Annotated in this window: 26 protein-coding genes; 21 read left to right on the top strand and 5 right to left on the bottom strand. The window is 42.8% G+C overall.

Going from position 1 to position 24,783, the window contains the following annotated elements; translation table 11 throughout:
• Positions 1–90 precede the first annotated feature (90 nt).
• Both BMZ58_RS08250 and mmuM read left to right on the top strand, forming a co-directional pair.
• The gene (locus tag BMZ58_RS08250) at positions 91–480 is read left to right on the top strand and encodes a DUF4870 domain-containing protein (RefSeq protein ID WP_244151515.1); all 390 of its coding nucleotides are present in this window, start codon (positions 91–93) and stop codon (positions 478–480) included.
• A gap of 188 nt (positions 481–668) precedes the next feature.
• The gene (mmuM, locus tag BMZ58_RS08245) at positions 669–1,616 is read left to right on the top strand and encodes a homocysteine S-methyltransferase (RefSeq protein WP_075036081.1); all 948 of its coding nucleotides are present in this window, start codon (positions 669–671) and stop codon (positions 1,614–1,616) included.
• 228 nt (positions 1,617–1,844) lie between these two features.
• On the opposite strand, the gene BMZ58_RS08240 is transcribed toward mmuM, so the two are convergent.
• Positions 1,845–2,711: an alpha/beta fold hydrolase gene (locus BMZ58_RS08240; RefSeq protein WP_083412627.1), complete on the bottom strand. Its 867-nt coding sequence runs from the start codon at positions 2,709–2,711 to the stop codon at positions 1,845–1,847.
• Positions 2,683–3,741: an SDR family oxidoreductase gene (locus BMZ58_RS08235; RefSeq protein WP_075036080.1), complete on the bottom strand. Its 1,059-nt coding sequence runs from the start codon at positions 3,739–3,741 to the stop codon at positions 2,683–2,685. Before BMZ58_RS08235 ends, BMZ58_RS08240 begins: the two co-directional genes overlap by 29 nt.
• 346 nt (positions 3,742–4,087) lie before the next feature.
• Here BMZ58_RS08235 and BMZ58_RS08230 point away from each other — a divergent pair, with 346 nt between their 5' ends.
• The 15 genes from BMZ58_RS08230 (at position 4,088) to BMZ58_RS08170 (ending at position 18,045) form a co-directional block, all read left to right on the top strand.
• Positions 4,088–4,555: a UPF0158 family protein gene (locus tag BMZ58_RS08230; RefSeq protein WP_075036079.1), complete on the top strand. Its 468-nt coding sequence runs from the start codon at positions 4,088–4,090 to the stop codon at positions 4,553–4,555.
• 154 nt (positions 4,556–4,709) lie between these two features.
• Positions 4,710–5,393, top strand: coding sequence for a phosphatase PAP2 family protein (locus tag BMZ58_RS08225; protein ID WP_075036078.1), 684 nt, complete (start codon positions 4,710–4,712; stop codon positions 5,391–5,393).
• Positions 5,394–5,458: 65 nt separating this feature from the next.
• On the top strand, positions 5,459–5,887 hold the full coding sequence (locus BMZ58_RS08220) for a cell wall hydrolase (RefSeq protein ID WP_075036077.1): 429 nt from the start codon (positions 5,459–5,461) through the stop codon (positions 5,885–5,887).
• A 160-nt stretch (positions 5,888–6,047) separates the two neighbouring features.
• Positions 6,048–6,512: a divergent PAP2 family protein gene (locus tag BMZ58_RS08215; protein WP_075036076.1), complete on the top strand. Its 465-nt coding sequence runs from the start codon at positions 6,048–6,050 to the stop codon at positions 6,510–6,512.
• Between the two features lie 43 nt (positions 6,513–6,555).
• The gene (locus BMZ58_RS21060) at positions 6,556–6,717 is read left to right on the top strand and encodes a hypothetical protein (RefSeq protein WP_167360052.1); all 162 of its coding nucleotides are present in this window, start codon (positions 6,556–6,558) and stop codon (positions 6,715–6,717) included.
• 543 nt (positions 6,718–7,260) lie between these two features.
• Positions 7,261–7,806: a DUF3231 family protein gene (locus BMZ58_RS21695; protein ID WP_341864772.1), complete on the top strand. Its 546-nt coding sequence runs from the start codon at positions 7,261–7,263 to the stop codon at positions 7,804–7,806.
• Entirely contained in the window at positions 7,766–8,242 is a 477-nt protein-coding gene (locus tag BMZ58_RS21690) for a DUF3231 family protein (RefSeq protein ID WP_341864771.1), read from the top strand. Before BMZ58_RS21695 ends, BMZ58_RS21690 begins: the two co-directional genes overlap by 41 nt.
• Before the next feature lie 217 nt (positions 8,243–8,459).
• Entirely contained in the window at positions 8,460–9,290 is an 831-nt protein-coding gene (locus BMZ58_RS08205; protein ID WP_075036075.1) for an amino acid ABC transporter substrate-binding protein, read from the top strand.
• Positions 9,277–9,978, top strand: coding sequence for an amino acid ABC transporter permease (locus BMZ58_RS08200; protein WP_075036074.1), 702 nt, complete (start codon positions 9,277–9,279; stop codon positions 9,976–9,978). The genes BMZ58_RS08205 and BMZ58_RS08200 overlap by 14 nt, the downstream gene beginning before the upstream one ends.
• Before the next feature lie 9 nt (positions 9,979–9,987).
• Positions 9,988–10,725 carry an amino acid ABC transporter ATP-binding protein gene (locus BMZ58_RS08195; RefSeq protein ID WP_075036073.1) on the top strand — a complete coding sequence of 246 codons (738 nt, stop codon included), beginning with the start codon at positions 9,988–9,990 and terminating at the stop codon, positions 10,723–10,725.
• 179 nt (positions 10,726–10,904) lie between these two features.
• On the top strand, positions 10,905–13,982 hold the full coding sequence (locus BMZ58_RS08190) for a GNAT family N-acetyltransferase (RefSeq protein ID WP_075036072.1): 3,078 nt from the start codon (positions 10,905–10,907) through the stop codon (positions 13,980–13,982).
• Positions 13,983–13,986: 4 nt separating this feature from the next.
• On the top strand, positions 13,987–14,838 hold the full coding sequence (locus BMZ58_RS08185) for an amidohydrolase family protein (protein WP_075036071.1): 852 nt from the start codon (positions 13,987–13,989) through the stop codon (positions 14,836–14,838).
• A gap of 217 nt (positions 14,839–15,055) precedes the next feature.
• On the top strand, positions 15,056–16,498 hold the full coding sequence (locus BMZ58_RS08180; RefSeq protein WP_075036288.1) for a protein adenylyltransferase SelO: 1,443 nt from the start codon (positions 15,056–15,058) through the stop codon (positions 16,496–16,498).
• A gap of 199 nt (positions 16,499–16,697) precedes the next feature.
• Positions 16,698–17,126, top strand: a complete 429-nt coding sequence (locus tag BMZ58_RS08175) for a MarR family winged helix-turn-helix transcriptional regulator (protein WP_075036070.1) — start codon at positions 16,698–16,700, stop codon at positions 17,124–17,126.
• Positions 17,127–17,187: 61 nt separating this feature from the next.
• The gene (locus tag BMZ58_RS08170; RefSeq protein WP_075036069.1) at positions 17,188–18,045 is read left to right on the top strand and encodes a pirin family protein; all 858 of its coding nucleotides are present in this window, start codon (positions 17,188–17,190) and stop codon (positions 18,043–18,045) included.
• 277 nt (positions 18,046–18,322) lie between these two features.
• On the opposite strand, the gene BMZ58_RS08165 is transcribed toward BMZ58_RS08170, so the two are convergent.
• Both BMZ58_RS08165 and BMZ58_RS08160 read right to left on the bottom strand, forming a co-directional pair.
• A complete protein-coding gene (locus BMZ58_RS08165; protein ID WP_279626124.1) occupies positions 18,323–18,784 on the bottom strand; it encodes a GGDEF domain-containing protein in 462 nt (153 codons plus the stop codon).
• A gap of 32 nt (positions 18,785–18,816) precedes the next feature.
• Complete coding sequence (locus tag BMZ58_RS08160) at positions 18,817–19,263, bottom strand: hypothetical protein (protein ID WP_075036067.1); 447 nt, start codon at positions 19,261–19,263, stop codon at positions 18,817–18,819.
• 147 nt (positions 19,264–19,410) lie between these two features.
• Between BMZ58_RS08160 and BMZ58_RS08155 the strand changes: the two genes are divergently transcribed.
• The 4 genes from BMZ58_RS08155 (at position 19,411) to BMZ58_RS08140 (ending at position 22,602) form a co-directional block, all read left to right on the top strand.
• A complete protein-coding gene (locus BMZ58_RS08155; RefSeq protein WP_075036066.1) occupies positions 19,411–20,619 on the top strand; it encodes a GNAT family N-acetyltransferase in 1,209 nt (402 codons plus the stop codon).
• Positions 20,620–20,704: 85 nt separating this feature from the next.
• Positions 20,705–20,995: a hypothetical protein gene (locus BMZ58_RS08150; RefSeq protein ID WP_075036065.1), complete on the top strand. Its 291-nt coding sequence runs from the start codon at positions 20,705–20,707 to the stop codon at positions 20,993–20,995.
• A 239-nt stretch (positions 20,996–21,234) separates the two neighbouring features.
• Complete coding sequence (locus tag BMZ58_RS08145) at positions 21,235–21,432, top strand: cold-shock protein (protein ID WP_075036064.1); 198 nt, start codon at positions 21,235–21,237, stop codon at positions 21,430–21,432.
• 972 nt (positions 21,433–22,404) lie between these two features.
• Complete coding sequence (locus BMZ58_RS08140) at positions 22,405–22,602, top strand: cold-shock protein (RefSeq protein WP_075036063.1); 198 nt, start codon at positions 22,405–22,407, stop codon at positions 22,600–22,602.
• 203 nt (positions 22,603–22,805) lie between these two features.
• Here the strand turns inward: BMZ58_RS08140 and BMZ58_RS08135 are convergent, their stop codons facing one another.
• Entirely contained in the window at positions 22,806–24,767 is a 1,962-nt protein-coding gene (locus tag BMZ58_RS08135) for a hypothetical protein (protein WP_075036062.1), read from the bottom strand.
• Between the last annotated feature and the right edge of the window lie 16 nt (positions 24,768–24,783).

Here is a 24,783-nt window from a genome sequence, read left to right as displayed (position 1 = left end):
ACCGAAGCGATATGTATAAGTAAAAAGGAAGGGGGACTTTGGATCAGAAAACCTCCATAACATTTATAAGGAAAGGAGGGGGGACAAAGGGTGGATGAAAAAATGAAACAAAAGTCAGCCGAAAAGGAAGAAGTAGCAGAAGGGAAAAAATCTTCGACAGGTTTAGATGAGAATGTCGGTGGTGTTCTTGCTTATTTACTGGGGTTCATAAGCGGGATTGTCTTCTTGTTAATTGAAAAAGAAAACGAAACTGTCCGTTTTCATGCGATGCAATCCATCATTTTATTTGGGTCCTTCTTCGTTTTAGGTTTTGTCGTAAATTTCATTCCGATTATTGGCCTTCTTGTCAGTTTATTGATTGCTCCTGTTACACTCATTTTATGGATCGTTTTGATGGTTAAAGCATATCAGGGAGAAAGATATCACCTTCCTATCACCGGAAAACTTGCGGAACAACAGCTGGAGAAAATGGCTAAATAACAAAATGGAACCCCCTTTTAAAAAGGGATTAAGAAGATCATCTCACAATTGATACATGGGAGGTGGTCTTTTAGTTTGTTATTTTATTGTGCTTGAAAGGTTAGCAGGATAAAGATACAAGACTGTCGAACAGTGGAATATACGCTAGGTGTGAATATGTAGGTGAAAGAAGAGAGGAAGCGATGATAATGAACATACATAAAAGCAATCCTATAGAGGAAATCTTAAACCAGCAATCTGTTTTGATTCTTGATGGTGCTCTGGCGACGGAATTAGAAGCTTATGGATGTGATTTGGACGATCCCTTATGGTCAGCGAAGGTTTTACTGGAACATCCCGAAGCGATTGTCCAAGTGCACAAGGACTATTTTCGGGCTGGAGCAGATTGTGCCATCACTGCGAGTTACCAGGCGACAGTGGAGGGGTTTGGTGAACGAGGCTTGTCCGAAAAGGAGTCAGTCGCATTAATCAAGAGAACCGTCGAACTTGCAAGAGAGGCGAGGGATGAGGTTTGGGAGGAATCAGCATCTTCGCGAAACTTCAAGCCACTTGTAGCCGCATCTGTAGGGCCTTATGGCGCTTATCTTGCAGATGGGTCAGAATACACCGGCAATTACGAAGTAAGTGATGAACAATTAATTGCATTCCATCGTCCAAGAATGAAAGCATTGGTAGAAGCAGGTGCCGATTTATTAGCATTGGAAACAATGCCGTCTTTTCAGGAAGCGAGAGTACTAGTTTCCTTATTAAAAGAGTTTCGAGGAACTTATGCTTGGCTTTCGTTCACTTTGAAAAATGGGAAGGAAATCAGCGATGGAACAGGTCTGAGAGTTTGTGCAGAGGGATTCAATGGGGAAGATCAATTAGCAGCCATCGGTGTGAACTGCTCCTCGATGGAAACGGCTGCTGAAGCAGTGCAGGTGCTGAGTCAGTTCACAAGAAAACCGCTCTTAATGTATCCGAATTCTGGTGAGGTGTATGACGCGAAGACTAATACTTGGCATGGAGATGATTCATCGGACAGTTTCGAATCCCAATCCGAACTATGGATAGAAAGAGGAGCATCCATCATTGGTGGGTGTTGTCGCACGAACCCTGAGCATATCAGGAAACTATCTGATAAGTGGAAAGCATGAAAGAGAGTAATATAAAAGAATTTCGTGCCTGCCCCCTTACGCTAAAACATAAGGGGGCAGGTATTTTATTAGAAATAATCACGATTTGCCGAGTATATTTATGAATTTGGCGGATATGCTCACAGAAGTTGCGGATATCTTTCCAGAATGCCGAACCGTCCCCGTGACCCGTCTTCGAATAGAAGCTACGAACACAGACGAAAAAGAAGAGAAGCAAATGCTCCTCTTCTATGATACATCACCATATTCTCCTGTTTGGACAACCATATTGATAAAATCCAATGCTACTTCATTAAACTCAGCAGCTTTCTCGATGTTGCACACATGCCCGCATTTTTGAATAATGTGCAGCCGAGCAGAAGTTTCTTTATTTACATGATTCGTGATGCCGCGGAGAAACATGTAATCTTCTGCTCCAGAGACATAAAGCTTAGGGATTGTATTGGTGCTTTTTCTCAAACGATCATAGACCTTATGGGAGTCTCTGATTACAGAAGCCCATCCAAGATAGACATGTTGACCAAGATTGCGGGCCTCACGTATAAAAATATTACGGGAGAAACTATGCTTCCGTTTTGGCATCATAATATGTGCGAATGTCTGAAATGGGACCATATACGGCAAGGTTTGTCGGAATAAAGGAGATACGGTAATCTTCCCCAAAATCTCGCCCCATTTCAGCCATTTACCTGCTGCTCCCCCTAAAGTCATTGATTTGATTCGTTTGGGATATTCCAACGCTATGGACTGCATAACGATTGTCCCAAGTGATACACCAAGGAAATGCGCAGATTCGATTGATAAGTTATCCATAACACTTATAACATGTTGGCTCGTTCCCGTTAATAGGCATGGGACTCCTGCATGGAAAGGCGATTGGCCATGGCCCGGCAGATCAATGAACAGGAGATTGAAGTGCTTTTTGAAATAGTCCATCTGTTTGAAGAAAATAGTATGATTGCCACCAAAGCCATGTAGGAATACAACCCATTCATTGGTTTGTTCATTTAAAAATGCTTTATAATCCAGGGTCGGTTCCTGCTTTGCCTTACCTGGGGCATCGCTTCTAGACTTCAACTTTATCTCTGTTTCCATAAAGGATACGTTCCACCATTGCTTTGTCCATATGGAGATGGTCCAGGCCGTTTTTCCTTAGTAGTTTCTGAGTGTTCTTGTCATCAAAACTGATATTTTTACTCCAATACGGACGGAAGACACTCAAGGGTGCATTGAACATTTGCTCCTCTTTTGTCAGGACACCATCGTAATCAGAAGGCACCATTTCGATGTTCGGAAAGTCTAGTTTTTCTTTGACCATTTCGAATAACAATCGATTCGTTGGTGGATTCGGATTGGTAATATGATAGATGGTGTTTGTATCATCGGTTTTCAACGCAGTAGTTAGAACATCCACAACATAGTCGACAGGGACGAAGTTTTGACTCGTATCTCCTGTGCATAGAAACTTGTACGTTCTGTGTTGCAGTTCTTTATTTCGAGCAATTCGCTTTTTTAGGATTTCCAGTCCGCGTATGATGCCATATAGAGCAAAGTTTGTATCCGCTTCTCCTGTTTTCGAATCGCCTATAATGATAGAAGGGCGGAAGATTTTTATATGGAAGGTATTCTTATAACGGAGTACAAGGTGTTCGGCATGGCATTTGCTTTCTTCATACGCGTTCACAAATGATTGGTTTTTAGAATGCAGTGTCTCTGTGGCATGCAGTTTCGTCCCGAGCGTATAGGCGGTACTTACATAAAAGAAATTAGGAGCCTGGATTTCTTCAGCCAGCTCAATCATATGTTGTGTTCCTTCTACATTGATACGGAAAGTTTTATCACGCTCCTCATCATCAAACGAAAGATAAGCGGCACTATGGTAGACGGTGTCAATTTCACCTTGCAAGAGTTGGAGCTGCTCATTGCTGATCCCGGCATGTCTCTCTGAAAGATTGCCTTCAATGATCGTAAGGTTACGCTGAGAATGAGGAGGCACTTCCTGCTTCAGTTTTTCCCCTTTTCGCTTATTTCTCGCTAGTGCATAAACGCTGTGACCTTCGCTGAGCAATTTCAGCGTCAGTTGTTTTCCTAAAAAACCTGTGGCGCCAGTAATCAAAATGTTCATGTTGTCTAGCTCCCTTGATGTGTCTTTTATATCGTCATTTTCTCTGTTTTAATTCGTGGTTTAAAGTAAAGAAGTTTTCTCTAAAACAAATGGACCCACAAAGCAGAGATTCATATTTTTCTAAATTTTAAGCTATTATTATAATAGCAGTAGGTCAAGGATAACATATCAAAGACTATAAGAATGTGGATAAAATATGATAAAGCTAGATTTGTATGGGGATTTTGTTTATCGTTTCCTTATATGGGAAAAAGTGATGTTTTACACATGTTAGTATAAATTTAGCAGGTAGGTTAGAATTCTTTCATGGAAAATCGTATGATCATAAATCGAAAGGGAGGATACCGTGAAAGTAAAATTATCAACTGTAGCTGAAAACATAGATATGCATGAGTCAGATTATCAGATGTTTTTTGATAAACAATCCTATAAAATTGTCTTACTCACAGAAGGTGCGCTAGAGAGAGCTGAAGATGGAGAACCTTATGATCATTTACCAGAATGGCGCCAAGAAGAGCGAAAACAAGCGGAAATAATTGTGGATGATTGCGAGGGAAGGTTCGTCGTTTTACCCGAAAAGAGAGACTTAGAGGATTATAGCATTATGGAAGACTTCACTTTTTCAATTAAGGATGAAAAAGTGAAGGGAAAATTACTTCATGCCATTCGTGGACGGGGGGCGTTCCGCCGCTTTCGGTCACAGGTAGAGAATTCTGGTTTATTGGAAGACTGGTATAGGTACCGTGATTCCAAACATATGGAGGTTGCAAGGGAATGGTGCGAAGAAGAAGGTATCCAATTTTATGAAGAATAGGGTTTCGAACAGCTGGGATATTTACTAAGTATCCCGGCTTTATTTTCTCTTTCTTATTGGACAAAGCTTCTAAATTCTTCTTTAGTGGCACTTGTTTATAAGAAAAGTGTGAAGGGAAATTACTAACACTTAAGAATGAATGAGGTGCCTGTTGATGTTGTTTTCTAAAACGAAAATGTCTGATTTTTCCATCACATCGGTGCTACTGCTTTTAATTGGTTTTATAACACTTGGGTTTAGCATTTATTTTTTCATTGAATTGAGCAGGAGTGTTTTACAAACACAAAAATTAGCTATCGATCAGCGAGCCTTTGAGATCGTTCGTAAAACTTCCTTTTCAGGAGTGGGACCTTTAGCAAAGGGGGTATCGCAGGCGGGATCGGTTATTGTGATGGTCATTGTTTCGCTTCTCCTCGCAGGATATCTGTTATTTTTTTCGCCGCTCAGTCGTTGGGTGGGTATACATTTTATACTTGCCATGGGAGGCATCAGCTCTCTTACGAAAGGAATGAAATCATTATCTGATCGTGGCAGACCAGAATTCATGGGTGATTTCCATGGGGCTACGTCGAGCTTCCCGAGCGGCCATGCATCAGGAGCGCTTGTTTTTTATGGTTTTCTTATCTATCTTATTATGAGGAGTAAACTTGAACCAAAATGGAAATGGCTAATTAATATAGCATTGATTCTTCTCATTATTTTGATTGGTTTTAGTAGACTATATATTGGCGTCCACTTTTTCACAGATATCATTGCAGGTTATTTGTTCGGTCTAGCCTGGTTGATGATATGTCTAACAGCTCTTGAAATCATACTCTGGAGCCGACGTAGACGCTAGGCTTTTTCATGTAGCTTCCATTCCTTGAATATACATAAGAGAGTGAGCGAAAAGGGGGCGACGACATGGCCGTAATCAAGGCTCCGAGCAAGCATATCGACATGCTAGCACGATTGCTCCGAGCAGAAGCTGTCGGTGAAGGTAAACAGGGAATGTTGCATGTAGGAGCTGTAACGGTGAACCGCGTGAGAGTGGACTGTTCGGATTTTGAAGGGCTTAATACACTCCCTCGTGTCATCAATCAACCGACCGCTTTTGAAGCTCTTCAGCACGGCATGTACTATCAAAGGGCACGGGAAAGTGAGAGGCGGCTGGCACGAAGGAATGTGAAAGGGTATAGGAGTTGGCCGGCGAGGTACAGCTTATGGTATTTCCGTCCGGCGGGTGATTGTCCACCGACATGGTATGATCAAAGCCTTGTAGGAAGGTATAAAGCGCATTGTTTTTATGAACCAATCGCAGGGGAATGTGATGAGATTTACAATGTATTTTAAAATGAAAAGAAAGATCAGGAGTTGAACCATTTCTCCCTGATCTTTCTTTTTTATAGAGAACATTTTTATTTCTATGGCACCAAAATAGGTAACAATCTGCATAAATACATCCACAACGGGTAATGAAATTAATAGATGTTTTTGGACTGGAGGGTGAAAAATGGAGAAGATGAATAGAGGGGTCATTACAGCACTAGCCGCCATAGGGATTGCCCAGGGATTAAAGATACTTACCCACAAGAAAGTGTCAGGAGAATGGGACGTGGGCCAAGTTTCCACTACTGGAGGTATGCCAAGTTCTCATTCTGCTGGGGTTTCTGCTTTGGCGACCTATATAGCAGCAAACAAAGGATCGCGTCATACGGAAACAGCTTTGGCTGTTATTTTTGGTGTCATTGTTATGTATGATGCGCAAGGCATTCGTCGTCACACTGGGGAAATTGCACAATTGGTCAATGATTTAGAAGATAATTTTGCAGCAATCAAAGGAGATTTTCCTAGCTTTGAATTCGTCGAGCGTGAAAAAGAACTGAAGGAGCTGTTAGGCCACCAGCCGATCGAGGTCGTTGGTGGAGCAATTCTCGGAGCGGCCTTAGGTTATTTTTCTGCCAGGATTGAGGGATAAAACATCGTTAGAAAGAAAAGGATAAAAGCAGGAGGTGCAGGACATGAAAACGTCTCATCAGCCTGATAAAAACCTTAATAAAGATATTATCTCAAGCTCAGGAACAAACATCAGCGAAGTTAAAAGGCAAAATGAACGCTCGGGCTTATCCTACAATCAAGTGAAAGAGATGCTCGCAAATGCAAATCAAAATCAGACTCACTAAAAGATCCAATGGATGTAGTCGGCTATGTCCCCGATTGAATCCCAGATGGAGGGGGATGGGAAGGCATAGGTTTTCAGTGGGGTAATGGAGCAAAGCCAGATAATCTTTTATAAAGAAGGTAGAGCCTGTCCTTTCAATTGGGACAGGCTTTTATATATTTATGAATGATGGTTGAAGCTTGTCATGTTGGATGAGAAACCTTTATTTTGCTTTGTTGTAGTTCATAGCGGACCATTCATCCTTCTGTTGTTTGGCTTTCATGCTTTCTATTGACAGGATGGTTTGTTACTTTTCGGTCTCTTCCTTTGGGGTTGTTTTTCTTCTGATTGTTTTTACTCATGAACATCCTCCTATGGGTGTTTTTTTAATGAGTCCTTGCCTTTATAATTTCTCCTATATTCCTTGATATATGTGAGTGATCATGGCGTGATATTACCAAATCGTATTTATGAATGAATACCCTAATGTTGAAAAGACTAAGGAAAAGCAATGTTTTTTTCCGGAAATACCTATTATGAAGTCCCAAAAATGGAGGAGTTCTAAATGCCAGAAAGCCCTCGCCTTTCATCATCAGAAATCGGGATATTATGGATGACCTACCAACAGAAGACAATGGTGCTGATGATGTTGGAATATTTTATTGAAAAAGCAGATGACGAAGAGGCAAAAAAAATCATGACAGAGGTGCAGGTACAAATCCAGCCTTATATCCAGAAGATTGAAGAATTATTTAAGGCTGAGAATATTGCTGTCCCTATTGGATTCACAAAGGAAGATGTCAACAAAGAAGTCCCCAAGCTCTATGATAATGGCTTTGACATTATGCTTTTACGAATGTTGAAAGAGATCAGCATGGGGATGCACACCCTCAATATAACAATGACTTATCGTGCAGACATAACTATGATGTTCCGGGAACTTACTCAAAATACCCAAAAATTTTATGACGACTGCACTCAATATTTATTAGAAAAAGGCTTGCTTCCCCGTTCCCCCTATGTGGCTACTCAAAAGCCGGTGGAGCATGTAAAAGGGACAAATTATTTAGGTGTTCAATTTGAAAGGAAAGCGGGCACTGAATACAGTTGAATTGGCACATTTGCACCACTCGATCGAATCGAATGTGACAGGAATGCAGATGATTTTCGGCTTTGCCCAATCCGCGGAGAACAAAGTGGCGGCTGATTATTTTTATAAAGGTGGCGAGTTAGCCAAAGGGATTATCAAAGAGATGAGTGAAATCTATTTGCAAAACGATCTCCAGGTTCCTGCTACTGCTGGAGGTAACGTCACTACCTCTAAAATTCCTCCTTTTTCAGATAAGATGATGATGTATTGTGTAAGTCTATTCTGCAGTTTTTCATTAGGGGGGAACTCTTTAGGAACTGCCTTCAGCTTAAGAAATGATCTACCGACGAAACTTTCTGTTTTCATGAAGGATATTTTTGAATTCGCTCATGAAGGGGCGAAAATCATGATCGGTCAAGGTTGGATGGAGGAACCGCCTCAGACGATTAAACACTAAATAGGCAGCCCTTATATGAAAGGTGTTTCTTTTGAAAAAGAATAGAAAAAAAGCTTACCTGTCTTTTATGAGGGTAGCAGCTGGAAGCTTTCTGAATCGTTCGTGGTGAGGGCTTCCATTAGGGAGAGGTGTTGACTGTTGACATCTTTCCCTTCATCCTATAACATCATAAAAGTCATAAAACATATGAGTTTACTCGGTATTAGGAGGAATACACATGAAAAAACTTTCATTGCTTTTATCTTTAAGCTTTTTAGCTTTCATACTTATCGCATGTGGAGAGGGGAACCAGGAAGATGGGGAAACTTCTTCAGACGAAGGAACCGATGAAGGTTCTACAGAACAGACTCTGCTTGAACAAATCCAGGAAAGTGGAGAGTTAGTTATCGGAACAGAGGGGACTTATCGTCCTTATACATTCCATAATGAAAACGATGAATTAACAGGATTTGATGTGGAAATCGCAAGAGAGGTTGCAGATCGTCTTGGAGTAGAAGCTGTTTTCAATGAAACGAAATGGGACTCCATGTTTGCAGGATTAAATGCAGGACGTTTCGATATGGTTGCAAACCAGGTAGGAATCAAAGAAGATCGCAAGGAGAAATATTCTTTCTCTGATCCATACATTCAGTCTTCTGCTGTCATTGTTACGCATGAAGAGAATGACTCTATTCAAAGTTTCGAGGATCTTGAAGGTGTTACAGCTGCACAATCTATGACAAGCAACTATGCTGATATTGCCAGAAACAATGGTGCAGAAATCGAAAGTGTCGAAGGTTTCAATGAATCGATGCAGTTGCTGTCGACAAAACGTGTCGATGCGACCGTCAACGACCGTTTGTCTGTGCTTGATTACATGCAGCAACGTGAGGACGTTCCTGTGAAGATTGCTGCAAGACAGGATGAAGCTTCTCAAAGTGGTCTTCTTTTCCGCCAGGGGAATGAGGAGTTAGTTGAAGCAGTTAATGAGGCGCTTCAAGAGATGAAAGAGGACGGTACGTATCTCGAGATTTCTGAGAAGTGGTTTGGTGAAGATGTATCTAAGTAACATTTTTACCAACCCTGAAATGCAAGACAAGTATATGGATATATTAGTGAGCTCTTTTCTCCCTTTGGTGAAAGGGGCTTTCTATTATACGATTCCATTGACATTGATCACTTTTGCGATTGGACTCGTTCTGGCAGTCCTGACAGCATTGATGAGGTTGTCCAATGTAAAAGCCTTCCAGTGGATAGCCAGGTCTTATGTATCGATCATTCGTGGTACGCCTTTACTAGTACAACTGTTCATCATCTTTTTCGGTTTGCCATCCATCGGTGTAACAATAAATCCGTTTTATTCAGCGATTATCGGGTTCTCCTTGAATATGGGTGCATACAATTCGGAAATTATCCGTGCGGCTATTCTATCCATACCAAAAGGGCAGTGGGAGGCCTCGCATTCGATCGGGATGACGAACTTTCAAGCATTGAAAAGAGTTGTCTTACCTCAAGCGACGAGGGTATCCATCCCCCCTTTATCGAATTCATTCATCGGTTTGATTAAGGATACATCTTTGGCATCCACCATCACATACACAGAAATGTTCCGTAAATCACAGGAAATCGCCGCCAACAATTACGAGTTTCTGCTCGTTTATTCAGAAGCGGCCTTTATCTATTGGGTCATTTGTGTAGGATTATCCTTCATCCAGGATCGTGTCGAGAACCGGTTAGATCAATATGTCGCAAAATAGGAGGCTGGCATGATTACAGTTAAAGGGTTGAATAAGTCATTTGGAGATTTACACGTATTGAAAAATATCAATATGAATGTGGACCGCGGTGAGGTCGTTGTCGTTATCGGTCCATCAGGGTCAGGGAAAACGACATTGCTTCGTTCGTTGAACATCCTTGAAACTCCGGAACAAGGAGAAATTACGATTGGTGATCAGTCTATCGATTTTTCCAAACCTGTAAAGAAAAAGCAGGTGGTCGAATTCAGGAAACAAACGGGCATGGTGTTCCAAAACCATAATCTATTTCCGCATTTCACCGCATTGGAAAATGTCATGGAAGGTCCAGTGACCGTCCAAAAGATTTCTAAAGCGAAAGCGAGAGAAAGAGCGGCTGATATATTGACTAAGGTTGGACTTGGTGAAAAGTTGGACTCTTACCCTCATCAACTTTCGGGCGGTCAACAACAGCGTGTGGGCATTGCCCGTGCTCTTGCCACCGGAGTAGAAGTGATTTTGTTTGATGAACCGACATCTGCGCTCGATCCAGAACTCGTTGGAGACGTTTTGGATGTTATGAAGGAGCTCGCGGATGAGGGCATGACGATGGTAGTCGTGACCCATGAAATGAGTTTTGCCGAAGAAGTCGCGGATAGAGTCATTTTTATGGATCAAGGAGCAGTCGTTGAAGAAGGGCCTCCAGAACAGATTTTTCAACATACACAGGAACCGCGCACACAACAGTTTCTAAACCGGATAAGGAAGTGAAAGTCAGGCTCATTGCCTGGCTTTTTTTCTTGTGATTTTTTGTTTGCTAAAGAATTCATAACACTAGTACTGGTAGATTCATCCATGCATTTATCTGAATATTCTTTACTTCAAGACCATAAAATCATAAACTGTGAGAAGAAGGTTTGTTTTCCATTACATAATATGGAGGAAATGCTATGAAAACGTTAGAGCGAGTCGAAATTGTCGAATATGAAGAAAGTATGGCTGCCGGTGTAGCGAAGATGTGGAACGAAAGTCGGGACAACTGGGGTGGAGATGCGGTAGTCGTGACTGAACAGGACGTGATCGACAAGGAAGCAAAGTCTACTAACTTGAACTTGCTGTTAGCTATTGTCGATGAGGAAGTGGTTGGATACTGCGGCCTTTCTGAATATAAGGAAGATACAGGAGCTTTATATATCCCATTGTTGAATGTGCATCCAGATTATCAAGGGTTGAAAATCGGCAAACAGCTTTTGATCCGTGCGATTGAAAAGACGGTGGAATATGGTTGGCCTAGGCTTGATCTGTTTACATGGCCGGGCAATACGAAAGCAGTTCCGCTCTATAAAAAGTGCGGATTCTTTTGGGAAGAGCGAGATGATGCCACCCACTTAATGAACTTCATGCCACTTGTGCTGCAAATGGATGCATTGCGTCCCTTCTTCGAAAAACATGACTGGTACGCAACGAGTCAGCGTTCGATTGGAGTGCAGCCTGATGGCATCAAGGAAGAGGGGTACACGTTTTATGAGTACCGTTGGGAAGCAGGAGATGAGTTTGTACGCATCCAGTTTGAACGTACAGGTCGTGGGATCCGCTTAGTAGAGACAAATGATTGGCTGGTTGAAATGAAGGCGCCTTCTTTCAAACTGCGGGAAAAAGAGGAGCATGAAGTATTCTACCAAATTGTCAATCATAAAGAAGAACCTATGATGGTCGCTGTGAATGGAAAGTCCTCCTCTATAACCCATCATGATTTGAATGTTAGCAACATGGTAGAAGAGGAATGGAAGGTTACTGTGCCGACAACTGTTCAAGTACCAAATCGAGAACCGAGCCCATGGAAAACACATCCGGTCATTGAGAGCGACGTAGTAATAAACGGTGCAGGAATCCCGATGAAATTGGGTATTTTTCCTATTAAAGCTGGAAAAGTAGAAGTCCGAGCTGTGAAAAAACAATGGCGTGCAGGACAAACAGGGACCATTTACGTAGATCTCGTGAGCCAACTTGAAGAAACATCGACATGGAAATTCAGTTTGCCACAGCAAGGGGTAGTAGAGTGGGGCGAACCATCACGGGTAGCGACAGTCCAGGGGAAAGAGAGGTTGTCCCTCCCTGTAGCTATAAAATTATTGAAAAATGACTTTTTGAATCAAGAAGTTGCAGTAGAGGTAGAGACGGAATCGGGACATGCATTTTCATTCAAATCATTCCTGTCGATTGCATTTCCGGGTTATGGTGGGAAGTTCGGAGGAGAGAGTGAAACACACTGGTATGGATACAATGGGCCGCATTTTGTGAAGATTGAAAAGCGTAATAACAGTGTGGAAGTCGGATCATTCCGGTCCAAAGAAGATCCGCTCCAATTTATGACAGCCAAGCTAGGTGAGCCGTTTAGTGAAGAATTTTCGAAAAAAGAAGCAACAGTTGTAGAGTACATCGAGCTTGCTGAGGCATTTGTCGTAAAAACATCCTTACAATCTGAGTCATTCGCAGGTGTTTGGCTGAATAGCTATTATAAAATTTTTGGAGATGGCTTACTTGAGCTTCATCATGAAATCGTTAATAAAGGGACAGAAGAGTATGCAAATTTGCATTTATTGCAACCGATTTTCCCTAAATTCAAGGCAGTGGCACTACCGGAAGAGGACGGAGTGATGGTCGGTTCTGAGGCGCTTATTCCTTTTGTTGAATACTTCCGAGGTCAAAAAATATTTGAACGGTGGATGTTCACCACGAACAGGGAAGGGGAAACATTTGGCTTAGCGTGGCCAGAAGAGGCGGTAGGTCGTAAAGACGACTGGCGTTTTGCCATTGAATACAGCCTAGATGATATAAAACCAGCCGGAAAAGTATGTGTAGGGCCGATTCAAGTAGGCGTGAACACCGTTCCGCATTGGCGGGAATGGCGGGAATTGGTTTTAGGGGAAGAGGCACCGTCTGTGCAAGAAAAACCAGTGTTTGAATTAGAAGCAGACAGTGGACTGATTTCTTCCGTAGACCAGGAGGTGACCCATTCTTTTCGCTCGCTCTTGACACCGTATGTTCACGGTAAATTGACAGTCGAAAACGAGGGAGAGCGTTTGGTGAAAGAGGTCAAACAGGAGGAAGGGGTGACAGAGATCCCCATTCCTATCGTCCATAAAAGGCCTGGAATCAAGCATTTGGAGGGGCGATTCCGTACTCCAGGGAGACAAGCTGACTTTCAACAGTACCACATTGTGACTGGGAAGGAAAAGGTGAAAGTAAACCAGATAGAAGATCGCTGGATAGTTGATAATGGGGCTCTCCAATTCGCTGTTGCACCTTCCTACTTTCCAGGCGTTTATTCTTTGAAGTATAAAGGGCGTGAGTTCCTTCATCATCAGTATCCAGAGGCAGGGCCGAAGAGTTGGTGGAACCCATGGGGAGGCGGAATACGTTATGCGCCTACACAGGTGAGTCCTTATTCGATGATGAAAGAGAGGACGGAAGTCGACCCTGTAACAAAGATCGATCAAAAAGGAAATACTTGGACAGGGGTGTGTCTGGCTACGACATTTACTGAACATGAAACGATGAAAGGAGTCACCTTGAAGCAGTATGCTTTGACACTTCCAGAAGTTCCTATCGTTTCATTCTTTGCAGAAATTGACCAAAAAGCTTCTCGAACGTTCACAAATGAAAAGCTTGGCTTGGAGGCCTTTTTCAAACCTGAAGAGAAGTTGTCCTCCTGTTTTGCCCGGATTCCAACCGAAGGCGTATTCCACACCTATTATGCAGGGGTCGAGGAGTATGATATAGAAGCGGACTCCTCCTTAGTCATTGGTGTAGACGACCAGAAAGAGAACTTGACGGTTGTTCATCCGAAGGCGAAACAACGTGCGGATTTATATATGAACCAGGAGGTATTTTTCATAGAAGCGATCCAAGAATGGTCCGCTGCCTGCGGCGATACCGTTTCTGTAAAGCCTACCTTTCTTTTTGTCGCCGAAAACGATCGTCCTCTAAAGCAGAACCCTTTTCACAACATCTCTTTCGAGGAGTAGTAAGATGAAAGTCATTGATGCTCATATTCATTTTTCTGATATCAAAAGTTTTCGCGACACGGGAAGAGAGTATTCCCGTGTCGATTACTCAGGAAAAGGGCTGCAAAAAGAAATGGAAGAAGCGAATATCTCCCTTGCTATCGGGATGGGCGTTGCCGAAACAACGGACCAGGAGTTCCCGGATCGTCATGTGAGAACACCGATGATGCTTGACCTGGAAGAAGAATTGCCACCCCGGGTTGCGTTGTGTCCAGGGGTTAATCCGGATCACTTAAACCAATCGGATTTAGACCGTTTGGAGAAAGAGCTGAAAAAAGCAGAAGTCGTCGGAATCAAAATTTATTTAGGTTATTACCCTCACTATGCGTATGATAGAATCTATCAGTCTGTCTATGACCTTGCTGCTGCTTACTCCGTTCCGGTTGTTTTGCATACGGGGGATACTTATTCCGAGCGCGGTCTGCTGAAATACTCCCACCCGCTAACGTTGGATGAATTGGCAGTGACGAGAAGGGATGTCAATTTTGTGATGGCCCACTTCGGAGATCCCTGGGTATTGACGGGAGCGGAAGTAGTTTATAAAAATCGAAATATGTTCGCAGACTTATCCGGTTGGCTCGTCGGCACGAAAAAGCAGCTCGATGCAAGATTGGTCGATAATCATTTTGATCATGTCCGTCACGCACTTACGTATTGCGACCATTATGAGAAGCTACTATTCGGTTCGGACTGGCCACTTGTTCCCATCCAGGCTTATGCGGATTTCATTGCAGCGTTCATTCCTGGTGCTCATATGGAGAATGTGTTTTATAAAAATGCTGTCAATGTTTTTCCGAAAATAGAAGAAATGTTATAAGAGAAAGCTCGCCTATTGTTGGCGGGCTTTTGTGTTGTGGACAAATTATCCTCTATTTTGGACAGAATAAGGAACAACTTGGCAAGAATCAAAGTTTTTCCGGAAAGATTTTTCATTAATGAGGCAAGATTATCGCTCTACTCGGACAGATTAAATTAAAAAGAGGCTTTCTTATGATATGGTGGAGACAACTACAAAAGCGATAAAGGAGAATATCATGACAACACAAGGATGGAACTTAGAAAATAGCTATAGTTCTTTGCCAGAGGTTTTTTATACGAAAACGGAACCGACCCCTGTGCAAATTCCTGAGCTAGTTCTATACAATGAAACAGTAGCGAAAGAGTTAGGGATAGAAGAACATATGGATGTAAGTGTGTTTGCGGGCAACAAAATACCAGACGGAGCTGAGCCGATTGCTCAAGCCTATGCAGGACATCAATTCGGACATTTGACGATGCTTGGAGATGGACGCGCTGTCCTTTTAGGAGAGCAGATCACTCCTGCAGGAAAGCGGTTTGATATTCAACTTAAGGGTTCAGGGAGGACGCCTTACTCTCGAGGGGGCGATGGTCGTGCAACATTGGGCCCGATGCTCAGAGAATATATCATCAGCGAGGCGATGCACGGGTTAGGGATTCCCACCAACCGGAGCCTGGCCGTCGTGATGACTGGCGAAACGGTTACGCGCGAAACAGATTTGCCGGGAGCAATTGTAACACGAGTAGCTTCCAGTCACTTGCGAATCGGAACATTTGAATATGCTGCCGGGCTACAGGATAAGGAGGCCCTTCAAGACTTAGCTGACTATGCCATCGATCGTCATTATCCTGAGCTTGCCGGAACAGAGCAGCCGTACGTGGATCTTTTTGAAAAAGTAATAGAAAAACAAGCATCGCTGATTGCACAGTGGCAGCTCGTAGGGTTCATCCATGGCGTGATGAATACGGATAATATGACGATAAGTGGGGAAACGATTGATTATGGACCATGTGCGTTTATGGACAAGTACGATCCGAAAACAGTCTTTAGCTCCATCGACGTGCAAGGACGGTATGCCTACAAAAATCAGCCCCCGATCGGAGCGTGGAATTTAGCGCGATTTGCTGAAGCCTTACTGCCCCTTTTTCATGAAGACCAGGAAAAAGCAGTAGAAATGGCGCAGGAGGCACACGCTAAATATGACTCCTTCTACCAATCGTACTGGCTTTCTGGCATGAGATTAAAATTAGGAATGGTGTCCCAAGAAGCGCAGGACCAGCCCTTGATTGATGATTTGTTAGAAATTATGGAGAAGCACGAGGCTGATTATACGAACACGTTCCGCGCATTGACGCTCGGTCGACCTGACCAAACGGCGATGTACGGAACAGCAGCGTTCGCGAAATGGTATAAGCAGTGGCAATCACGCCTCGAACGTCAGGACGCATCGGAAGCAAAGGTGCGTGAGGTGATGAAAAAAACAAACCCAGCGATTATTCCCCGGAATCACAGAGTGGAAGAAGCGTTAACCGCTGCAGTTACCAATGATGATTTCAGTGTGGTTAAAGAGTTACTTACCGTGTTGGCTGATCCTTATGCTTACTCGGAAGAGCAGGAAGCTTATGCGGAACTGCCAGAGCCGTCCGATCAACCTTATCGGACATTTTGTGGAACCTGACAAGTAGCTAGGCTGATGGGGAACTTGGAGGGAGAGGGAAAGTGCCCTAATACAAGAGGAAAGTGACTTAACAGAGAAGGAAAGCAATCTAATGCAGAAGAATCAAGACTGACTGTAACGAAAACGAATGAAGACTTTTGACAGGGTACTTTTGTCTGATTATAATAGTATGTATAGCAACTATTTAAGGGGACCATTTATGAGATTGAGTTTTCAGGATTATATCAGTATTAAGTTACATCAAACAGATTTGAAGTTGACGGGCTATATCAAGTCCAGGCTTCAACCGTACAACTTAGCCCCAGAACAGAACTTGATCATGATGCTTCTTTGGGAAAAAGATGGTTTAACACAGAACCAACTAGCACAGTATTTAGGTAAAGATAAGACGAATATTGCCCGGATGGCTTCGAACCTTGAGAATAAGGGATTCATCAAGCGGAATTTTTGTAGTGAAGACCGCCGCTCGCTGGAGCTTTATCTGACAGAAAAGGGCGGGGAGTTGAAGGAGCAGGTCGTACCTGTTGCTGAGAGGTTTAATGACGTAGTGACGGATGGCATTAGTGATGAAGAATTGAAAGAATTAGACAGGCTCCTTACGAAAATGCAAAAAAACCTTGAAGGGTGAGGAGTCCTTCTTTTGAGCAAATAGTAGATATAGCAACTAACTTATGGAAAGGATGAGTCTGATGGCAGAGCGTTTTCAACGAGAAGTGAAAGATCGTTGGTACGTAAAGTACAATGAAATGGGTTTTCCTGCTATTCAAAAAGGATGGGTTTTACCTGCAGATCGCTGGCGGGATTTCGATCCATTCATATTGATGGCAGAGGATTGGTTCAAAAAGGGAACTTTTCCTGACCATCCACACCGTGGGTTCCAGACGGTCACTTATGTTGTTGATGGGCGTTTGGAACATATTGATAATGCAGGTGGCCGTGATATCTTAGAGCCTGGTGATGTTCAATATATGAATGCTGGCTGGGCTGCCCGTCACGCTGAAGATGGAGTAGAAGACGATGTCGCTCATACATTACAGCTTTGGCTCAATTTGCCGAAAGATAAGAAGGACTCGGAGACCATTTATCAAAATGTTTATGGAGAAGAGGCACCAGTCGTTCCCATTGATGGCGGGTCGGTAAAAGTTTTCTCAGGATGTGTTGCAGGAGTCACTGGTCCGTTAGATTCGATTGTGCCGATTACGTTGAGTGAACTAACTTTAGCAAAGGGAGCAGAATTCACCCTCGATTTGCCTGAAAATCATAACGCCTTTTTATATGTACTGGCAGGAGAAATCGAAGCAGGGGTAAATAAAGTGAATATGAAGAAGCACGGTGTCGGGACCCTGTCATTTAATGAAAACGGTGAAGGAACGAGTGAACTGACAATCAAGTCGCAAAAACGCCGTACGAAAGTACTCATCTATTCGGGTGCTCCGATCCGTGAAGAAATCGTCCCCCATGGCCCTTTCGTAATGAATTCAATGGAGGAAATCAAGCAAGCATATGATGATTTCCGCCAGGGTAAGTTTGGTCCACCAGCGGTTTAATAGAAATATTATCTAGGATATGAACTGTAATAAAAACGCGTGAAATCAGATTTAAATCTAGATTTCACGCGTTTTTATTACACATTTTGTAGGGGGAAGGAACATGTTTTTTCTCTACTTTCAACGAATTTTTAAAATTCCCTTGAGAGCGTAAGCTAGTACCAGCGCTCAGGCACTTAAGATATCAGCAACCCGCCTTGAATTGGCGTAGTGCCTTGTCATCAGCCATCAGCTTGCCAATAAAGAAATCGCTAGCAATAGGGCCATGTTTTTTCATTCACCTTTTTGCGTAGTTTTTATTATCATACATTCGCTTGTCGGCTATATTGAGATAGTTGTCGATACTCATGCTATCAGATTCATCAAAGTGGGTTAATTCAATAAACCCATAAGAAATGGAAGCTTTTTTGTGAAGGTTTTTAATGTCCTGGTTTAGTTTTCTTGCTATTTCTTCAGCCGTTTCTTCACCGCATCCTGGGATTACTAGTACAAACTCATCCCCTCCAAATCGAAAAGCTCCATCGAAGTTTTTACGGATGGCAAGGAGGAGGTTTGCAAAACTTTTTAATACTTGGTCTCCTTCCTGGTGACCAAGATGATCGTTGATATCTTTGAAATTATTAAAGTCGATCAGGATCAGGGATATAGGATCTTCCTTTTGTTGAGCCGCTTTCACTTTTTCTTCTACATATGGATAGAAATGCCTTCGGTTATAAAGGGATGTCAAAGGGTCCTTTATACTTTGCTCTCTCAGTTTTTTATTCTGTTCACTTATGTATCCCTGAAAAAAAGAGTTCTGTCTTTTGTTTGTAAGGTCAAAAAAACGTTCAATGATTGGAGAAGGATTCCCATCATTTCCTTAATTATTTCGAGCACTCTGTGGATACTGCTCATCCTTGTGCTATGGTTCAGTTGAAGCATCAAATCGATCGTAAAATAGTTGCGTTCAGCAAAAGCAATCCCTACTAGAACGCTTTCTTTATGGTCTTCTTCCATATAGTTGTTATACTCCTCTTCTGGAAGGAATAAAGCATCACAGGACCGGTGTAACGTTTTTGCTAAATGGGTGGAGTAATCAGGAAAGTGTTCAATATAAGAATTAAACTCTTTCACGTGCCGCATATCGCGTTTATGGTCTTCGATGACAACAGGAACGATCGCATGTAAAGCTTGGGAGTATTTCCGTTCTAACTCTCCCCAAGGTACGGGGTTATCCAAAGTAATCACCTGCTTGAATGGATTTATAGTTCTTATGTCACCAGACTTAAGAACAGGTTCTATCTATTAGAATAGATGAAAAATATGGGAAATGCTAGACTTGATTTAATGGATTGAACAGAAGGATAGTTTAAAGGAGGAAATAGTATGCACTTCAAAGAGGTGGAGGACTTTAAGGCTTTCACGAATTTGTCACAGCGTTGTTACCCCGGGATGAAACTGGAGTCGGTAGAGGAAAAGAACCGCTACACGGATCATCGCAAGAAAATGGCACAGAAAGAGGAGATCCATACCATCGGCCTTTATGAAGGAGAAAAGTTGGCCGGAGCTTATATTTCCTATGATCATGTTATGAATGTCTATGGTACAAAGGTTCCTGCAAGTGGAATAGGGACAGTCGCTGTTGATCTTCCTGACAAAAAGCAGGGCAATGCCAAACACATCATTCAGAAATTCCTGTATGATGCACGGGAAGACGGGAAAATTGTTACCCACTTGTATCCGTTCCAGCCATCTTTTTATAAGCGAATGGGTTTTGGGTTGGGGCCTCGTCTTTCGACATATCAATTCCATCCATCCCAATTGCCTGAATATAAAGAGACACTGTCTATGGAAGAATTAGAAGGAAACAACAAGAAGGAAGTTCAAGACTGCTATCACACTTGGGCAGCACAGACCCACGGAGCGACAGAAATACCAGAGTATGGCTTCTCATTTTTGGAAAAAGAACATTTGCATACATTCGGCGTTCGAAAGGATGGTGTAATCGAAGGGTATCTAACGTTTGAGTTCAAACCAGGTAAACACTTTCTGGAAAATGATCTTTATGTGACGAACTTTTTTTATACGACAACAGCAGCGTATCGGACTTTGATTCAATTCCTGCATAACCAGAAAGATCAGGTGCGTTCGGTTTATTTCCCCACCTTCGATCGAGAATTTGTTCATATGTTGAGTGATCCTGTCCATTTGGATGAAAAGCTTATATTCTCTATTTATCATAAAGTTAGTGAAGAAGGGCAGGGGTTAATGTATAGAATCATAGATCTCCCTGGTTTTCTTGATCAAATAGCTGATGTTTCTTTCGGTACAGAAACGGTTCGAATCGGTTGGAAGGTGACAGACACGTTTTTGGATGAAACTTATGAAGCGGTATGGCAGTTTACTGAAGGCAAGCCAGCGCTGACGCAGGGAGATGCAGAAGTGAAGGTTGAGTTAGATATCGCAAGCTTTTCGTCCTTAATGATGGGCTGTGTTTCCCTTGAGAGTTTATTAAGGGGTGGGACGGCTGTGAGTGATGGGAGTATAAAACTATTTAGACAATTGCACCCCCCGGAAAGCTGGACATTTTTCTAAAACAAGTATGAGTCAGCTACCTTTAACCAGATAACATGTGGAAACATATTTATATATAATAAAAATCTTAGGTGGTCGATTTACGATGGTGGGTGCTCATATAGAGGGAGCGGTAACGTACTTTAGGAATGGTCCTTATGATAAACTCCTCCGTGCTATCCGAATCAAATATGAATCCAATGGCGAGGCAGTGGGAGCAGTTTCGACATTGGCTCTTACAGATGTAGAGTTACTGGCTCTTGCAGCTTTCATGGATATGACAGCGCCTGCCTTGGAGTTGCGAGGAAGGTTTTCTATAGGGAGTTTTGAAGAACAGTTGAGCATGAAATATGAAGGCTTAAATCTTCGGCAGCTGTTGTATACTTATTTTGGATAGATGAAACTTTCGATGTTGGGTGGATTTTACCAATAAAACATGGAGTCCAGAAAAATAATAGAAGGTTTGATAACGTATTGACTTAAGTATGATAAGAGGTTATAATGAAAGTTAATTATTCTTGTTCGGTTAGAAATGAAAGCTGAAGTAACTAGAGAGTGACTTTCGTCTTGAATGAATAGACAGAGCAATAATAGTAATACAATGTGGGTCCAGATATCCACGCAGGAGGTAACAACATGTTACAAGGTACAGTTAAATGGTTCAACGCAGATAAAGGTTTCGGTTTTATTGAAGTAGAAGGTCAAGACGATGTATTCGTTCACTTCTCTGCTATTCAAGGCGAAGGTTTCAAGACTCTAGAAGAGAACCAAGAAGTTTCTTTTGAAATCGTTGAAGGCGATCGTGGCCCACAAGCGGCTAACGTTCAAAAATAAGTAAACAAAAAGACTTCCGCATTTGCGGGAGTCTTTTTTTGTTTGCTGTGATGATCCACCTTGTTGTTATTGCAAATAAGGGTCGGTGGGGGATAAGTCGCTTTCCGCGGGGAAGACGGCAAGCCTCCTCGGTCACTTCACACTTCATGACCTGCGGGGTCTCGCCAGTCTATCCATTCCTGTTCTTATACCTGAATGGACCTACATTCAAAAGGACTACATAAGCCATATGTGTGCTATCCAGCTCCAGTGCCTAGCGGCTAGTGAGACTTCCCTCGCTTCTGTACGATAAGTCAACATCGAATCGCTATGCTCTTCGTGTTTCCTTTATCTCCTCCAGCTCAGTCCAGTTCATACGCCGCTGCCCAAGGCACTTCCGCTTTCACATTAGGAGTCTCCTCATCCCCCACCTCCCCTTGCAGTAAGAGTTACTCGAAATCGCCTAACAATAACCCCGCCATAAGTAGAGGGAGAATAGCACTTCAAGCTTGGGATTACCGCATTTTCACTTACATCATGCTGCTTCCTTTACTTGAAGATGGTTTCGAGATACTTATCATGGAAAGGGGCGGAGGCTCACCGCCCGCCCCACGGAAAGTGTTCAAATGTGGAATCGCCCTGGGAGACACGACTGGCATAAGCAGAACATCAACGGAATGTTTTTTTCCCTTTGATGTTCTGCTTATGACGCGAGTGTCTGGGCGATGGAACTGGACGAACCTTTTCCCGTAGAACCCTGAACTCCCCCTAAATTCTCGAAACTGGGTCTTACAGAATAGGGAGCTTTTGTTGAAAATAATTGGGAGGGGAGCTTGACAGTTTGGGCAGGAGGGGTTATAATAAAAATTAATTATTCTTGTTCGTCTACGAATGATAGCTAAAGTAACTAGAGAGTGACTTTCGTCTTGAATGAATATGCAGAGCAATAATAGTAATACATTGTGGATCAGATCCACGCAGGAGGCAACAACTATGGTACAAGGTACAGTTAAATGGTTCAACGCAGAAAAAGGTTTCGGTTTTATTGAAGTAGAAGGTCAAGACGACGTATTCGTTCACTTCTCTGCTATTCAAGGTGAAGGTTTCAAGACTCTAGAAGAGAACCAGGAAGTTTCCTTTGAAATTGAAGAAGGAAGCCGTGGACCTCAAGCAGCTAACGTTCAAAAATAAGTAATATTAAAAAGACTTCCAACTTGATTGGGAGTCTTTTTTTTGATGCGAAACGGGGGTGAGAGGCGGATGTTTTTATAGAAACTATCATTGTATCCCCGAAGTGACTGATTATAATGAGTATATATAGGAATGAAAAACGCCGGTCCGCATAAAAAGGACTGGCGTTTTGTATTTCTATTCCATTTGTTTTGTTATAGACATTACACCCATGTATAGTCTTTCCCCCAGCTTTCCTGAGCAAGCTGACGGACGTTTTGGACGATTGTGTTTTCTACAGCGTATGCATCCCCTTGTTCGTATGGGTTATAGTGGAAGGCATACAGACGAGAGACGAATTCATGGAAGGGGAGGGAGCTTTCTCCTTCCATTTCTCCATTTCCATTGACGCTGGGTTCGATGTTTTGCCCCCAGTTTTGCGATCCATCATTATTTGGATTGTAAAAATAAATCCGTTCTTCGCCACTCTGGTCTTTGCTTATTCTCGTAATCGATACAGCATGAAGGCCAAGCAGTTTGCCGTGCACGTTCGTAATGAAAATGCCGACAGGGTTCGGATAGATCAGTTCATAATCATCGTTATACTCAGGGTGATGGGTGGCATAAAAGAGTTTGACGAACCCATTATAATCCAGCACATACCCTGTGATAGGATCGAAGACTGAGCTGAATCCTTTTTGCACCCAGTTCCCGTAAAAGGCAGGGTTAACCCAGCGGTGACCGTCTTCACCTCTCAAAGCGACCCGTGTCATCATTTCACTGTAAATTTTATCAAGGTGGGGAACGAGGACAAGAGAAACAGGATCGAGTTCTTTATGCAATTCAGGCGCAAGTCCACCTTTTAAATCTTTAGAGTGAATAGGTGTCCCTTCGAAGGTGAAATCTAAATCTCCATCGCGAGCTGCGCGCGGGATGATTTCAAGTAAAAAACCGGGCGCGTGTTGAGCCCACAAGCTAATGCCGCGAGCTGCCTGGCAGGTAGGATTGAACCCTTGGCCGACTCCCAATGGCTGACCGAGCACTTGAATGGCCCCGGCAACAAGAATACTATTTGCTGTCACACCTTCACCGGTATTCGTAGTTGAATATAAGGCTTTACGCACATCTGGACGAATGTCGAGTTCGACCAGCCTTCGTAAACCGGGAGCGACTGGTGAGTGAGATAAGACACCACGTTCGAGCAACATGGAAAGTCCGTAAATCGCCTGACGGGTCCCTGGGAAAATCGAGGCCCGAATCAGCTGAATGACGAGCTCCCGATGCTCCTCAAGGTTGGCACTTCCTTTACTGTTCAAGTTTAATGCGTAGGCAAGCAATCCTGGGTTCCTTTTGCTCAAAAAACGGATTAATGTCGCATGATGGGGAGATACGAGCCCTGTATCACGCATCGACTGAGCTAAGGAAACACTTTCTGATATAAGATCTGTCCGAGTCAGAAGCTTAAGTTGTGCCCAATAAGCATGCACATCTTTGTATTGGGCACTTAAGGTCGATGGTCCTTCAATGGCGGCGATAAATTGCTTCAATTCTGTTTTATCTTTGTCTTCGGAATCGTGATCAAGCATCTCTTTTGCCATTTTAATCATGGAAACAATCCGTTTAACCATGATTGGTCGTTGAGCTGTCAAACGTTTAATTTCATAAATGAGTGTCTGGACCAAGGCACTTGACGATAAATGGTTAGAGAGGAATTGAAAGAGTTTATTCGTTTTTTCATCGTTATCATGTTCTTCTATCCGTGAGCTTTCGCTAGCGTCAGGAAATAAGAGGTTCAAATTCAAGACCATCACTTCATTTAAAAATTCCTCTGCCATTTGAGCCGACACATTCGGATTCGTCGCTTTTCCTTTAGCAATAGCGAGCATCCGCAGTTCGCTCAATACCTCAATGATCATTGGCAGGCCTTTCGCTTTTAATGAACCTGCCACGAGAGGCGGTTGTAATTTCTCTGCTGATTCCCAGGGGCCATCTTGAAATACACCTGCTTTTTCAAAGCGATCCGCATGCTGGAATAACTTTTCTAAACCATCATCCGTTTCAATCAGTCTGTTGGCCTCCTGGTAGACGTCGGTTTGATACTTCGGTTTTGCGAAAGATGGAGCTTTGTCTAATTCATCGAGAGCAAATAAGAAACGTTCGACAAGGGCAGTCGTCGTTTGGGGCATGAATCCATCTCCTTTC

Origin of the sequence: Halobacillus dabanensis, assembly GCF_900114165.1 — a bacterium.
Lineage (GTDB): Bacteria > Bacillota > Bacilli > Bacillales > Halobacillaceae > Halobacillus > Halobacillus dabanensis.
Note: the sequence above shows the minus strand (reverse complement) of the source record. Positions and strands in the feature narration are given on the sequence as shown.